Genomic DNA, 13,536 nt, shown 5'->3' with positions numbered 1-13,536 from the left:
AATCCCTGGCTCTAATATGGGCCGGGGTTTTCGTTTGATCCGGCCAAGCTTATCATCGCGGGATGACGATCAAATCGAAGACCCCTCGTTACGATGGCCAGTGGCTAGGTCGCCTCACGACTGACGACGGTGAAGCGTGGCTCGCCATCGAGTTAGAACATAAGGTCGGTGATAATCGTCTTTCTGGGTTGGCCTATTTTTACCCAGATTCAGACGAAATCGCTTCAGGAGCCGTCGCTATTTCGATGGACGCGGGAGCAACCCACTTCGAAATGGTGCAGATACCCGTTTCAGGCGTCGATCCGAACACCGGCTTCCTATTCCCACCGAAGGACGTCGAGAAATACTTCCCGAATTCCTACATCGCAGAGTTCGCAGACCTAGCGTTTGATCTCCATCCTGATGGGACAGCGACTATTACCCTAAGGACGGAACATCTGTTCGGTCAGGCGACACTGGTGAATGGCGACGCCAGCCCGAAATCGAAGCTCAAGGCGCGGCGGATCAGTTGGAAAAACTTCCGTGCTAAGATGTTTGAGGACAGTCGAGTTTCATCTACCGGGGTCAGTCTAGGCCCGACAAACTACGGACGACATTTCACCGGACGAACCGCAAGACGCTTCTAGCTTATAGGGAATTGGCGATCAGTGAGGTCCACAATTTTCTGAGCGGACAACACAATCTGTCGTTCGATCTGAAGGACCCGGATGATGTCGGTGCCTTCTATAGCCTGCTCCAACACCACGGTTATCCGACGCCGCTATTGGACTGGACAGAATCGCCGTTCGTGGCTGCCTACTTCGCGTTCGCCTCAATCCCACGCCACGAAACGAAAGGGTGTGTCCGCATTTTCGCCTTCGACCTTCAGTGGATGCTCGACGAAAAGCAGCGGTTCACCATAGCATTCGCGAAACCACATTTCTCGATCATGAAGCCCCGCAACACGGGCAACCCGAGGGCTGTCCCTCAACAGGCTTTGGCGGCTCTAACGAACGTCGATGACATAGAGGCATTCTTCGAAACCATTCACGTCACGCGCGGTAAGACCTACCTCCACGCCTTCGACATTCCGGTGACCGACCGGAAGGAGGCAATGGACGATCTGATGATCATGGGCATTCAGGCAGGTGCGATGATGCCGGGTCTTGACGGCTCTTGTCGGGTGCTGCGCTACAAACATTTCGGAGACTGATCGGCGGGTTAAATATCAGACGACGATCAGGGTTCATCAGCCAAGTCGAAGGCGAGGCACAGCCAGCAATGCGCACGCCACCAGCTTATTTAGCCTTTCCCCACTGACCTGACCCTCTAAAATCCCTCTAGGATAGCTATCCGGGTGTCACCTTGATGGGTAGTTCAACTGCGTGGAGATGACCGGCAGTACGACATGATATCCCGCAACGTACCACTTCGCGAAGCTTCCCCCGCATGCCCTCCATCCTCTTCGTCTGCCTCGGCAACATCTGTCGCTCCCCGCTCGCCGAGGCCGCCCTGCGCGCCGAGGCGGAGCGGCTGCACCTCGACCTGATCGTTGATTCCGCTGGGACCGGGGACTGGCATGCGGGCGAGGCGCCGGACCCACGGGCGCAGGCGACGGCGCGGCGGCATGGGGTCGAGATTTCGGGGTTGAAGGCGCGGCAGGTGACGCAGGCGGACTTTCGCCGCTTCACCCATGTCATCGCCCTGGACCATGAGAACCTGAAAAACCTGCGCCGCCTGCGGCCCGACGATGCGACCGCCGAGCTCAGCCTGCTGCTCGACCACGTCCCCGGCCGCGAGGGTCAGGCCGTCGCCGATCCCTATTTCGGCGACGACGCCGGCTTCGAGATCACCTGGGCCGAGGTGACGGCGGCCGCGCGCGGCCTGGTCGCCAAACTGTAACCCTCCCCTCTCCCGTTGGGAGACGGGCAGCGTCGCCTCACTCTGCTGTCGGCGAAACCTTCAGGAACAGCACCCTGGCTGCGCCATAGTCGCGCGCGTCCAGCCGTTGATAGCCAGGGGTGTCGATCTCCGGCTCGTCCGACCCGCGCTCGAACACCACCAGGGCGCCGGGCTTGAGCCAGCTTCCCTCGATCAGCCGCGCCAGCGTCTGCTCCCCCAGCCCCTTGCCATAGGGCGGGTCCAGAAACGCCAGGTCGAACGCCTCGGCGATCGGGCCGGGCCTGGCGCCCAGGTCCGTCGCGCTCCTGCGATGCACCCGCGTGCGTCCCATCAGCCCATAGGCGTCGGCGTTCTCGCGGATCGCGCCGCGCGCCCCGTCGTCCGTCTCGACGAACAGGCAGAAGCCCGCCCCCCGGCTGACCGCCTCGAACCCCAGGGCGCCCGAACCGGCGTACAGGTCGATGACCCGCAGGCCCTGCAGGCTCTCGCCCCAGGCGGCGTGTTCCAGCACGTTGAACACGGCCTGGCGCGCACGGTCCGAGGTCGGGCGCGTGCCCTGCCCCTCCGGCGCGACGATGGCCCGGCCCTTCAGGCTTCCGGCGACGATCCGCATCAGGCGGCTCCGCCAAAGCGGCGTCCGACCCACACCCGGCCGGCGATGAGCAGGCCCAGCGCCAGCGCCGTCACGGCCGCCAGCAGCCCCACGCCCCGCGCCATCAGGAAGAAACTCAGCGCGCAGGCCAGTCCCGGCATCAGGGCATGGGTCACGACCACCGTGGCGCGCACCGCCCAATGCGGCCGCGGCAGGATCGCATCGGTCACAAAGGCGGCCCAGCCATAGGCGCCGGCGTGCATCACCCCGACCAGGGCCACCAGGCTCAGATAGATCCACGCCCCCTCGCCGTTGCGCGGCTGTTCGTAGAGCAGGGTCGTGGCGAACGGCATCAGCACCACCCCGGCCAGCGCCAGCATGTTGAAGATCATGACCCCGTTGCTGAAGCCGATCATGCGGGCGAACACTCGCCGATGCGTGTTCCAGAAGACGCCGATGATGGCGAAGCTCAGCGCAAAGGCGGTGAACATCGGCCACCGCTCGGCCCACAGGCTGGCCCACTGTCCGTTCCAGCCTTCGGGCACATGCAGTTCGATCGCCAGCAGGGTGATGGCGATGGCGAACACCCCGTCCGAGAACAGCAGCAGCCGTTCCAGGCTGTGATCGCCCTTCGCCGGGCTCAGGTCCGCTGTCGTCGTCGTCATCGCCATTCCCCCTGTCGCACCCTGGTAGTCAGTCCTGCTGCGGCGCGAACTGCGCCCATAGCTCATCCGTCGTCAGGCGCGGCCGTTCGCCCGCCAGCGCATAGGTCGCCGGCTTGCTCTCGATGCAGAACTCGTCTTCCAGGGCGAAGACCGACGGATCATCGAACGCCTGGGCCGAGACCATGGTGATCGCTCCATCGTTCGAGCGCCAGAACAGGCCGGTCCCGCAGGCGGGGCAGAACTGCCGCGTCGCCCATTCGGACGACACATAGGTCGCCACCTCGCCCGTGACCGCGACGCTGTCGCCGCAGTCCACGCTGAACAGGATGCCGCCGGACTGCCGCCGACAGGTCGGGCAATGGCAGGCGTGCATCCCGCCGTTCGGTGTCGCGGTGAAGGTGACGGCGCCGCACAGGCACCGCCCGGTCGAAATCGTCATCGCTCAGTCCCCGGCGGCGATCCTCAGCGGGGCGTGCGCGGTTTGCCGCCTGGCCCGCGTCCGCTCGTTCCAGACGGACCGGCCGGCTTGCCGCCGCCGCCCGTGCGAGGCTTGAGGTCGCGGCCGCCGCTCGGCTTTCCGCCAGGACCGCCTACGCGAGGGCCGGAACCCGTGCGTCCCGTCGGCTTGGCGCCGGGCTTGCCGCGCCGATCGTCGATGAACTGGTCGTCGCGCGGCTTGAAGGCGCGCTTGGGCCGATCTCCATCCTCACGCGCCGGGCGGTCGCCGGCGGGCGCGGTGCGCTCACGCGGCTTGAAGGTCTTGGAATGCTCGAACTTGGGCGCAGCCTTGGCCCAGCCTTCCTTCTTGGGCGGACGCTCGCGGCGCTCGACCGCATCCGCCTGAGCCGTTTCGGCGGCGCGGACGCGGCTAGGCTTGCGCGACGGGTCCGACATGGCCGAACCCGACCGGCCCTTGACGATGGGCGTCGAGACCCGACGGCCGGGAATGGGCGCGGGCGTCTCGACCGTGTTGCCGGTCGGCAGGTTCTCGGGCCGGATGTATTCGGCCAGCAGCTCGCGGATCACGCGCGGCCCGACCTCTTCCACCGACCCGACCGGCAGGACGTCCAGGCGGAACGGGCCGTAAGCCAGGCGGATCAGCCGGTTGACGGTCAGGCCGACGGACTCCAGCACCTTTCGAACTTCGCGGTTCTTGCCCTCGGTGATCGATACCGAGATCCACAGGTTCGCCGGCGCCTTGCTGTCTTCGGACTTGGACTCCTTGGCCTTGTCCAGCTTGGCCTCGATGGGACCGTAGGAGACGCCGTCCACGACCACGCCGTCCTTCAGCGCGTCCAACTGCTCCTGGGTGATCTTGCCCCGCGCCCGCGCCCGGTACTGACGCACCAGAGAGGTCGAAGGCAGCTCCAGCGCCCGGCTCAGCTCGCCGTCGTTGGTCAGCAACAGCAGGCCTTCGGTCGCCAGATCGAGCCGTCCGACCGAAATCACGCGCGGCAGACCGGCCGGCAGGGCGTCGAACACCGTCGGGCGACCCGTCGGATCGCTGTGGCTGGTCAACAGACCCGCCGGCTTGTGATAGCGCCAGACGCGCGTCGCCTGCGTCGAGCCGATGGGCTTGCCGTCCACCGTGATCACGTCGTCGCGCGTCACCAGCGTCGCGGGCGTATCCAGGATGCGCCCGTTGACCGCCACCTTGCCCAGGCCGATCAGCCGCTCTACCTCGCGGCGCGAGGCGATGCCGGCGCGGGCCATGGTCTTGGCGATTCGCTCGGCACGCAGAGGCGTGTCCGTCGTCTTGGACTTGCCGTCCTTGCCGCCCCCATCGCTGCGCGACTTGTCGGTGCGGGGCCGGTCGCTGCGGGGCTTGTCGCTGCGGGGGCGGTCGGCCTTGTCGCCGAACCGCTTGGCGCCGTCTTCGCGAGGGCCGCGCGGCTTGTCGCCGAATGATCTCGTCCCGTCGCCGCTCTTGCGGGGACCGGAGGATTTAAAGGGCCGGGGCGACCGTTCGTCTTGACGGGCGCGGGGCTTCTTGTCGTTGTCGTCTGTATGGCGGACCATGATGAGCGGTTCATGCGCATGGCGCTGGACCAAGCGCAAGCGGCGGCGGACGCAGGAGAGGTGCCCGTGGGCGCAATTCTTGTCGATCCTGCCTCAGGTGAGGTAATTTCGACCGGCGCCAATGGTCCAATTGCGGCTTGCGACCCCACCGCCCATGCCGAGATCGTCGCCATGCGGCGCGCGGCGACGGCGCTGGACAACTATCGCCTGACCGGCCTGACCCTCTATGTGACGCTGGAGCCCTGCGCCATGTGCGCCGGGGCCATCAGCCACGCCCGCATCAGCCGCGTGGTCTGGGCCGCCGACGATCCCAAGGGCGGCGCCGTCATCCACGGCCCCCGTCTGTTCGAACAGCCGACCTGCCACTGGCGTCCCAGCACGGACTCAGGCCTTCTGGCGGGCGAGGCGTCGTCGCTGCTCAAATCCTTCTTCCGTCAAAGACGGGGAACGGCGACAGGCGGCGCACGTTAGAACGCCGCGAAAAGCTGCGCCGTTGGGCGGGGCCGTGGAGGGAAAAGACCTTGTTCAAGCCGGATCTGCCGCAGTCGATCGTCTTGAGCGGCTTGGCCGCCCTGGCCCTCCTCACCGCCTGCGGCGCCGATCCCGACAAGGCTCCGCGCACCGGCGACGAGGTCAAGGAACGCGCCATCCAGGCCCAGACCGCCCGCCAGCGCACCGGCGCTGAAATCCAGGACCGCACCCTGAACCGCGTCGTCCACACCGTCTATCTGTGCGACAACGGCGAGCGCCTGTCGGTCGATTTCGACAACCCGCGCCAGATGGCCACCATCCGCAATTCGTCCGGCGAGGCCATCGACCTGTATCAAGAACGCGCCGCCGACGGCATCTGGTATCGCGCCTCCAACGTCGAACTGCGCGGCAAGGGCGTCCTCGCCACCTGGTCCGTCGAAGGCCGCCAGCCGACGGAATGCCGAGCGGTCGACTAAACGAACGCCGCCAGTCGCTGGTCCAGTCTCTCGCGCACCTCAGGCCAGTCGTCGTCGATGACGGCGAACATGGCGGTGTCGCGCGCCCGGCCGGTCCAGGTGATCTTGTGCTTGCGCAGGACGCCCTCGGCCTTGGCGCCCAGCTTCAGGATGGCGGCCTGGCTCTGGGCGTTGACGGCGTCGGTGATGATCTCGACCCGCACCGCGCCCGCGTCGAAGGCATGCCCTAGCAACAGCCGCTTGCAAGCCGGGTTGATCGCCCCGCCCCGCGCCTCCGGCTGATAGAAGGTCGAGCCGATCTCGCAGCGGCGATAGGCGGGGTTGATCTCATACAGGCTCGTCGTCCCGACCACCGCCCCGTCCGAGCGCCGCCGCACCGCATAGGCGATCCGGGTCTGCGCCTGCATCGCCGACAGCGCGGCATTCCACCAGGCCTCGAAATGATCGCCATAGGCTGGCGCGACCATGATGCCCCAGGCCTCAGGATCGCAATCCAGCGCGGCCTTGACCTCGGCTTTCAATCCTTCCTCGAACGGCTCGAGCCTCACGAAGCGATCCTCCAGAGGGACCGGGGCGATCCGCATCACGCGGTCGCGCCTTCCTCGATCAGGAAGCCCCGCACCTTGGCCGCATCCACGCCCTTGGCGACGAAGGCCTGGCCGATGCCGCGCGCCAGGATCAGGGTCAGCGCCCCGCCCTCGGCCTTTTTGTCGCCCGCCATCAAGGCCAGCAGACGGTCGGCCGCGAACGATCCCGCCTGATCCAGCCGCGTCGGCAGCCCAGCCGCCGCGACCACCGTCTCGACCCGCGCCACGTCGTCCGAAGAGCACAAGCCCTCACGCGCCGAATAGCGGAAGGCCATGCAGCAGCCCAAGGCTACCGCCTCGCCGTGCGCCAGCGCCCCTTCGTCGAAGCCGACCTCGGTCTCGATCGCATGGCCGAAGGTGTGGCCCAGGTTCAGCAAGGCGCGTCGCCCCGCCTCCTTCTCGTCCTCGCCGACCACCACGCTCTTGATCTCGACCGAGCGGATCACCGCCCGTTCCAGCGCCGCCGCATCGCCTTTGGCGCCCGCAGCCCCCTCGCCTGCCAGCCAGTCGAAGAAGGCCGCGTCGCAGATCAGCCCGTGCTTCAGCACCTCGGCCCAGCCGGACCTCACCTGGCGTTCCGGCAGCGTGGCCAGCACGTCGATATCCGCCAGCACCAAACGCGGCTGATGGAAGGCGCCGACCAGATTCTTGCCGCGCGGGGTGTCGATGGCTGTCTTGCCGCCGACAGACGAGTCGACCTGGGCCAACAGGGTGGTGGGGATCTGCACGAAGTCGATGCCGCGCATGAACAGGGCTGCCGCCAGCCCGGCCAGATCGCCGACGACCCCGCCGCCCAAAGCAATCACCACATCCTGGCGGTCCAGCCCGATCTCCAGCAGCCGATCCAGGACGCGCTCCAGCTCGGCGAAGGACTTGGAGCCCTCGCCTGCCGGCACGGCCACGATCTCGCTGGTCACGCCCGCCGCCGTCAGCGACGCGGTCAGGGCCTGGGCGTGGATGCCCGCAACCGTCTCGTCGGTGACGATGACCGTCCGCCCCGTGGCCAGCGGTGCGATGTGTGCGCCGACCTGCGCCAGCAGCCCGCGCCCCACCACCACGTCATAGGCGGCAAAGGCCCCGCCGCTGACCGGAATGATCGTCATTGCGGGGTCTCCGTGCGTCGTCTCTGGCGCCAGTGTCGGCGCAGGTCCTTGTGAATGGCGTCCACCGCCTGGCCGTGCGAGCCCTGCCCGACGTCCACGGTCACATCGGCCTCGCCGTAAATGGGATAGCGGGCTTCGGCCAGGCCGGTCAGCACCTCCAGCGGATCCTTGCCGCGCAACAGGGGCCGCGTGTCGCGCCGCGCCACCCGTTCCGCGATGACCGCCAGATCGGCCCTCAGCCAAACCGTGTCGGCCTTGGCCTTCAGCAGCGCCCGCGTCTCCGGGTTCATCATCGCCCCGCCGCCGGTCGCTAGCACGATGGGCGGCCCTTCCAGCAGGCGGCGGATCACCCGCGCCTCGCCCGCGCGGAACTCGGCCTCGCCTAGCGCGGCGAAGATTTCCGACACCGTCATCCCGGCCGCCGCCTCGATCTCTACATCCCCGTCCGCAAACGGCAGTCGCAGCCGATTGGCCAGCCGACGACCGACCGACGATTTGCCCACCCCCATCAGGCCGACCAGGGCTATGGTGCGGGTCGGACCCGGATTCGCGCGCCGCCTCATCCGGCGGCTCCGGCGGAACGGTCGGTCGAGAGGAAGGCGAAGGCGGCGGCGCGGGCAGGCATGATCCAGAAAACCTCTACACCAAGCCTGACCTTGCGCCAGTCGTTCAGGCTGCGGATCGCTGCATGACGCCCCAGATCGAGGCCTTTCTGGAGATGATGGCGGTCGAACGCGACGCTTCGCCCCATACGCTGTCCGCCTATGGCCGCGATCTGGCGGACGCGGAGATGGCGTTGTCGGACGCCGGCGGGTTGATGAACGCCGACGCCGAAGCGGTCGAGGCCTGGTTCGCGGACCTGTCGCGACGCGGCCTGTCGGCCGCCACCGCCGCCCGTCGCCGCTCGTCCGCCCGTCAGTTCTATCGCTTCGCCCTGGCCGAGGGATGGCGCACCGACGACCCCTCGCGCCGCCTCGACGCGCCCAAACAGGGCCGGTCCCTGCCCAAGGTGTTGAGCCGCGCCGAGATCGACGCCCTGCTGGCCGCCTCGGCCGCACGCGACGCGGCGGCGGGCCTGCGCCTGGTCGCCCTGGTCGAGATGGCCTACGCTTCCGGCCTGCGGGTATCCGAACTGCTGGGGCTCAAAGTCGAGGCCGTTCGGCGCGACCCCGCCTATCTGATCGTGCGCGGCAAGGGCGGCAAGGAACGGCTCGCCCCCCTCAACTCCGCCGCCCGCGAAGCGATCAAGGCCTGGCTGGTCGTCCGCGACGCGAAGCTCAAGGGCAAAGATGGGCGAAAACCTGAGGCGCCCGAAAGTCCCTGGCTGTTCCCCTCCTCCGGCCCCACCGGCCACCTGACCCCACGCCGTTTCGCCCAACTGCTGGACGAGGCCGCGATCACGGCCGGCATCGACCCGGCCCGCGTCAGCCCCCACGTCCTGCGCCACGCCTTCGCCACCCACCTGCTTGAAGGCGGCGCGGACTTGCGCGTCGTCCAGACCCTGCTGGGCCATGTCGATATCGCCACGACCCAGATCTACACCCACGTCGCCACCGACCGCCTGGCCCAGGTCGTCCAACAAAACCACCCCTTGGCGCGCGACGACTGAACCCCCGCTTGCCCGGCGGCGTTGACCTCTCTAGGTTCGCGCGCCTTCCCCAAGGGCGCTTTCGCCCGTTTGCAGTTCCCGGACGCCTTGATGGCCACGCACTATCTAGACTTCGAAAAGCCGATCGCCGATCTGGAAGCCAAGATCGAGGAGCTTTCGCTGCTGGCCGACACCTCGGGCGACATCGACCATGAGATCGAGGGTCTGCGCAAAAAGGCCGACCAGCTGCGCAAGAAGACCTACGCCGGCCTCGACCCCTGGATGAAGACCCAGGTCGCGCGCCATCCGCAGCGGCCGCACTTCATCGATTATGTCCAGAGCCTGTTCACCGACTGGAACGAGCTGCACGGCGACCGTCAGTTCGGCGACGACCAGGCCATTCTGGGCGGCCTGGCCCGGTTCCGCGGTCGTCCGGTCGTCATCATGGGCCACGAAAAGGGTCACGACACCGCGACCCGGATCACCCACAACTTCGGCATGGCCCGGCCCGAGGGCTATCGCAAGGCGGTGCGCCTGATGGACATGGCCGAGCAGTTCGGCCTGCCGGTCCTCAGCTTCATCGACACCGCCGGGGCCTATCCGGGCCTGGGCGCCGAGGAGCGCGGCCAGGCCGAGGCCATCGCCCGTTCGACCGAGCGCTGCCTGACCTTGGGCGTGCCCTCCATCGCCACCATCACGGGCGAAGGCGGCTCGGGCGGCGCCATCGCCATCGCCGCGGCCAGCCGCGTGCTGATGCTGGAACACTCGATCTATTCGGTCATCTCGCCCGAGGGCGCCGCCGGCATCCTGTGGCGCGACGGCGCGCGAGCCAAGGACGCGGCCATGGCGATGAAGATCACCGGCCCGGACCTGATGCAGTTAAAGATCGTGGACCGCCTGATCGATGAGCCTGTCGGCGGCGCCCATACCGATCGCGACACGGCCATGGCCAATGTCGGCGACGTGCTGGCCGAAGAGCTGAAGGGCTTCGACGGCCTGACGCCGCAGCAGATCAAGAAGCGTCGCGCGGATCGCTTCTACGCTATCGGCGCCCTCTGACGCCCGGTCGCTCTGGCGACCAGCGTTAACGCAGCATCCACCCTCGTCTGCCAAGCTCGGCGCTTCGTTCAGGGGCATCGAGGTTTGCGACCGGCCATGGGTTCAGCGGCGCGACAGACTGGGGCCTTTGCGCCATGAGCGGTGGCGAGTCCCTGCGTGAAAGCGCCGTCTTCAACCTGGCCGGGGCGATCACGATGATCGTCGACGATTCGCCGTTCTCGCTGACCCTGACGTCCAACGCCCTGACCGGTTTCGGCATCCGCCCGACCTATGCGTGCGGCACGGGCATGGAAGCCAAGAAGCTGCTGACCGACAAGCCTGTCGATCTGCTGGTCGTCGATACCGACATGCCCGACATCGACGGCTTCGAACTGGTGCGTTGGCTGCGCCGCTCCGGCCCCAATCCCAACGCCTTCACCCCCGTCATCATGACCGCCAGCCACATTCGTCGCGGGCGCGTCGCCGAGGCGCGGGACTGCGGCGCCAACTTCGTCGTCACCAAGCCCTTCAGCCCGGCGCTTCTGCTGGAGCGCATCCTGTGGGTGGCGCGCGACAGCCGGCCCTTCCTGGAGGTCGGCGACTATCTGGGCCCGGATCGCCGGTTCCGACACACCGGCTATGAAGGCGTGGAACGCCGCGCCGACATGATTCGCAAGGCGAAGGGGATGGAGAGTCTGGCCCTATGACCGTCATCACCCACACTCAGCGCAAGTCTCGCCTGGCAGAGATGCTGGATCGCCCCGGCGGTGTCAGCGTCGGGGTCGCCCTGGCCCAGGCCCGCGCCAATCTGGACGGACTTCAGGATCAGGCCCGCGCCATCATCGGCGACAATATCGCGGCCCTGCTGGCCAAGCCCGATCCGAACCTGATCGAGCCCATGCGGCTGGATCTGGCCTATTCCGCCTCAAGCCAGATCATCGATGCGGCCAGCCCGTTCGAGATGGACGACCTGTGCACGGCGGCCAAGGGCCTATGCGACCTGCTGGACGCCGCGCCGCGTCAGGGCGGTTTCGACTGGCGCATCGCCACGGTCCATGCCCAGGCGATGAAGCTGTTGCTGGCGCTGCCGCCGCAAGAGCAGGCCGCGCGGACCGCCATCCTGACGAACCTGCATGAGGTTCTGAGAAAGAAGCTGCCGACCGCCGATCAGTCGGCCATCTGAGGCGTCTTGCCGCCGCGCGTCTGTTTGCGCCACAGCGCCGCATACTCCCCGCCCTGTCGGGCTACCAGTTCGTGGTGACCGCCGCGTTCGACGACCCGCCCGGCCTTCAGCACCAGAATCTGGTCCGCATCCGCCACGGTCGACAGCCGGTGTGCGACCACCAGGGTCGTGCGGCCGTTCCTGGCCTTGCGCAGCGTCTTCTGGATCGCGGCTTCGGTGCGGCTGTCCAGGGCGCTGGTCGCCTCGTCCAGGATCAGGATGCACGGATCGGCCAGCAGGGCTCGGGCGATGCCCACCCGCTGACGTTCGCCGCCCGACAGCTTCAGTCCCCGTTCGCCGACCTTGGTCTGCATCCCGTCCGGCAAGCCGCGAATGAAGTCGGCCAGTTCCGCCGCCTCCGAGGCCGCCCACACCTGCGCCTCATCCGCCTCGGGCCGGGCGAAGGCGATGTTGGCGGCCAGGGTGTCGTTGAACAGCGCCACATCCTGAGGCACCAGCGCCACCGCCGATCGCAGCGAGGCCTGGGTCACTTCGCGCGCATCATGGCCGTCGATCAGCACGCGCCCTTCCTGCGGATCGAGCAGACGCAGCGCCAGTTTGACGATGGTGGACTTGCCCGCGCCCGATGGGCCGACCAGCGCCGTCGTGGTGCCCGGCGCGGCATAGAAGCTGACGTCCTCCAGCCCATTGGCCCGCGCGTCGTGGCGGAAGCCGACGGCCTCGAACGCTACCGACGCCCCGCGCGCATCGACCGGCCGCGGCAGGGTGACGGCGTTCGGCGCATCGGCGACCTGCGGCGTCTGTCGCGTCACCTTCAGCATCTCCTCCATGTCGATGAAGGACTGACGGATTTCCCGATAGGCGAAGCCCAGGATGTTGAGCGGCGCATATAGCGAGATCATGATCAGCACCGCCGCCGTCACATCGCCCGGCCCCATCCGACCGGCCGCCGCCTCGAATCCGGCCATCACCGCCATGACGCCCAGGCCCAGGTTCATTACCAGGGCCTGCATCCCGTTCAACATGTTCAGCGAACTGTTGGCCTTCAGCGACGCCTCGGCATAGTCGCCCAACGCGCGGTCATAAGTCTGAGCCGCGCGCGTCTCGGCGCCGAACGACTTGACCGTCTCATAGTTCAGCAGGGCGTCGACCGAGACGCCAGCGGCCTCGGAATCGGCCGCATTCATGATCCGGCGATGCTCCAACCGCCAGTTGGACATGGCGAAGGTGGCGGCGGTGTAGATGACGACCACGACCACCGCGACGGCGGCGAAGCGCCAGTCGTATTTGGCGCCCAGCACCCCGGCCGCCAGCACCAGCTCCACCCCCGTCGGAACCAAGTTGAAGGCCAGGATGCGCAGCAGGAAATCGACCGCGCGCGATCCCCGGTCCATCGTCCGCGACAGGGCGCCTGAGCGCTTGGTCTGGTGAAAATCCAGCGACAGGCTCAGCGCATGGGCGAAGGCCTCGGCCGCCGTCGCGCGCTGGGCGGCGGCACGCACCGGCGCGAACACCACGTCGGAGATCAGGGGCGAGGCCGCCGACAGGAACCGAACAAGCGTCCAGCCGATGGCGAAGGCCGCAAAGCCCAGGCCGACGGCGGTCGCGGCACCCTGCCCCGCCGCCAGACGGTTGACCGCCGCACCCAGCACCAGCGGCGCCATGACGCCCAGCCCCTTGCCCGCCAGCGTCAGCAGGATGGCCGAGATCAGCCGCAGTTTCAGGTGCGGTGCGCCTGAACGGGCGACCAGCCGCGCAAGGTCCGCCAACGCCGTCAGCGTCGGGGGTCCGTCCGTCTTGTCCTGTGTGCTCCCTGCCTGCTGCGCCTTGACCATCGGGTCACGCCTGCCGCCGGAGCGTTCGCCTCGCATCGCCATGATGCGCATATGGAAACCCATTGCGACCGGGGAAAGGCCACGCTGGCGCGCGAACG

At 67.6% G+C, this 13,536-nt stretch carries 17 protein-coding genes; 9 read left to right on the top strand and 8 right to left on the bottom strand.

Annotation, left to right across the window (positions count from 1 at the left end):
• Positions 1-62: 62 nt before the first annotated feature.
• From ASF81_RS03430 to ASF81_RS03420, 3 genes are all read left to right on the top strand, one after another.
• Positions 63-626 carry a hypothetical protein gene (locus ASF81_RS03430; RefSeq protein WP_055804718.1) on the top strand — a complete coding sequence of 188 codons (564 nt, stop codon included), beginning with the start codon at positions 63-65 and terminating at the stop codon, positions 624-626.
• Complete coding sequence (locus tag ASF81_RS03425) at positions 554-1,192, top strand: FRG domain-containing protein (protein WP_082503408.1); 639 nt, start codon at positions 554-556, stop codon at positions 1,190-1,192. Before ASF81_RS03430 ends, ASF81_RS03425 begins: the two co-directional genes overlap by 73 nt.
• A gap of 236 nt (positions 1,193-1,428) precedes the next feature.
• Positions 1,429-1,881, top strand: coding sequence for a low molecular weight protein-tyrosine-phosphatase (locus ASF81_RS03420; protein ID WP_055804710.1), 453 nt, complete (start codon positions 1,429-1,431; stop codon positions 1,879-1,881).
• Between the two features lie 37 nt (positions 1,882-1,918).
• Here ASF81_RS03420 and rsmD read toward each other — a convergent pair whose 3' ends face one another.
• Genes rsmD through ASF81_RS03400 form a run of 4 tightly spaced genes read right to left on the bottom strand, consistent with a single transcriptional unit; the run spans position 1,919 to position 5,157 of the window.
• Positions 1,919-2,494, bottom strand: coding sequence for a 16S rRNA (guanine(966)-N(2))-methyltransferase RsmD (gene rsmD / locus ASF81_RS03415; RefSeq protein ID WP_055804707.1), 576 nt, complete (start codon positions 2,492-2,494; stop codon positions 1,919-1,921).
• Entirely contained in the window at positions 2,494-3,138 is a 645-nt protein-coding gene (locus ASF81_RS03410; RefSeq protein WP_162237569.1) for a TMEM175 family protein, read from the bottom strand. Before ASF81_RS03410 ends, rsmD begins: the two co-directional genes overlap by 1 nt.
• 28 nt (positions 3,139-3,166) lie before the next feature.
• The gene (locus ASF81_RS03405; protein WP_235559198.1) at positions 3,167-3,577 is read right to left on the bottom strand and encodes a GFA family protein; all 411 of its coding nucleotides are present in this window, start codon (positions 3,575-3,577) and stop codon (positions 3,167-3,169) included.
• Positions 3,578-3,600: 23 nt separating this feature from the next.
• A complete protein-coding gene (locus tag ASF81_RS03400; RefSeq protein ID WP_055804700.1) occupies positions 3,601-5,157 on the bottom strand; it encodes a pseudouridine synthase in 1,557 nt (518 codons plus the stop codon).
• A gap of 12 nt (positions 5,158-5,169) precedes the next feature.
• On the opposite strand from ASF81_RS03400, the gene tadA reads away from it, so the two are divergent.
• Positions 5,170-5,628 (top strand): tRNA adenosine(34) deaminase TadA, encoded by a 459-nt coding sequence (gene tadA, locus ASF81_RS03395; protein ID WP_055805398.1) that lies wholly within the window; start codon positions 5,170-5,172, stop codon positions 5,626-5,628.
• A 50-nt stretch (positions 5,629-5,678) separates the two neighbouring features.
• On the top strand, positions 5,679-6,104 hold the full coding sequence (locus tag ASF81_RS03390) for an MliC family protein (RefSeq protein ID WP_055804697.1): 426 nt from the start codon (positions 5,679-5,681) through the stop codon (positions 6,102-6,104).
• Here the strand turns inward: ASF81_RS03390 and ASF81_RS03385 are convergent.
• From ASF81_RS03385 to ASF81_RS03375, 3 genes are read right to left on the bottom strand one after another with little or no spacing between them, the layout of a single operon-like run.
• Positions 6,101-6,688 carry a GNAT family N-acetyltransferase gene (locus ASF81_RS03385; RefSeq protein ID WP_055804693.1) on the bottom strand — a complete coding sequence of 196 codons (588 nt, stop codon included), beginning with the start codon at positions 6,686-6,688 and terminating at the stop codon, positions 6,101-6,103. The genes ASF81_RS03390 and ASF81_RS03385 overlap by 4 nt on opposite strands.
• Entirely contained in the window at positions 6,688-7,794 is a 1,107-nt protein-coding gene (aroB, locus tag ASF81_RS03380; RefSeq protein WP_055804691.1) for a 3-dehydroquinate synthase, read from the bottom strand. The genes ASF81_RS03385 and aroB overlap by 1 nt, the downstream gene beginning before the upstream one ends.
• Positions 7,791-8,357 (bottom strand): shikimate kinase, encoded by a 567-nt coding sequence (locus ASF81_RS03375; RefSeq protein WP_055804686.1) that lies wholly within the window; start codon positions 8,355-8,357, stop codon positions 7,791-7,793. Before ASF81_RS03375 ends, aroB begins: the two co-directional genes overlap by 4 nt.
• A 125-nt stretch (positions 8,358-8,482) precedes the next feature.
• On the opposite strand from ASF81_RS03375, the gene ASF81_RS03370 reads away from it, so the two are divergent.
• From ASF81_RS03370 to ASF81_RS03355, 4 genes are all read left to right on the top strand, one after another.
• Positions 8,483-9,403, top strand: coding sequence for a site-specific tyrosine recombinase XerD (locus ASF81_RS03370; RefSeq protein ID WP_055804684.1), 921 nt, complete (start codon positions 8,483-8,485; stop codon positions 9,401-9,403).
• A gap of 90 nt (positions 9,404-9,493) precedes the next feature.
• The gene (locus tag ASF81_RS03365) at positions 9,494-10,441 is read left to right on the top strand and encodes an acetyl-CoA carboxylase carboxyltransferase subunit alpha (RefSeq protein ID WP_039247728.1); all 948 of its coding nucleotides are present in this window, start codon (positions 9,494-9,496) and stop codon (positions 10,439-10,441) included.
• Between the two features lie 134 nt (positions 10,442-10,575).
• Positions 10,576-11,127 (top strand): PleD family two-component system response regulator, encoded by a 552-nt coding sequence (locus ASF81_RS03360; RefSeq protein ID WP_039247653.1) that lies wholly within the window; start codon positions 10,576-10,578, stop codon positions 11,125-11,127.
• Positions 11,124-11,603, top strand: a complete 480-nt coding sequence (locus tag ASF81_RS03355; RefSeq protein ID WP_045811695.1) for a hypothetical protein — start codon at positions 11,124-11,126, stop codon at positions 11,601-11,603. The genes ASF81_RS03360 and ASF81_RS03355 overlap by 4 nt, the downstream gene beginning before the upstream one ends.
• Here ASF81_RS03355 and ASF81_RS03350 read toward each other — a convergent pair.
• The gene (locus ASF81_RS03350) at positions 11,588-13,489 is read right to left on the bottom strand and encodes an ABC transporter ATP-binding protein/permease (protein ID WP_369814890.1); all 1,902 of its coding nucleotides are present in this window, start codon (positions 13,487-13,489) and stop codon (positions 11,588-11,590) included. The two genes, ASF81_RS03355 and ASF81_RS03350, sit on opposite strands and share 16 nt — an antisense overlap.
• Positions 13,490-13,536: the final 47 nt, after the last annotated feature.

It is taken from the genome of Brevundimonas sp. Leaf168, from assembly GCF_001423685.1.
Classification (GTDB): domain Bacteria; phylum Pseudomonadota; class Alphaproteobacteria; order Caulobacterales; family Caulobacteraceae; genus Brevundimonas; species Brevundimonas vesicularis_C.
This window is presented reverse-complemented; position numbering and strand designations above follow the sequence as displayed.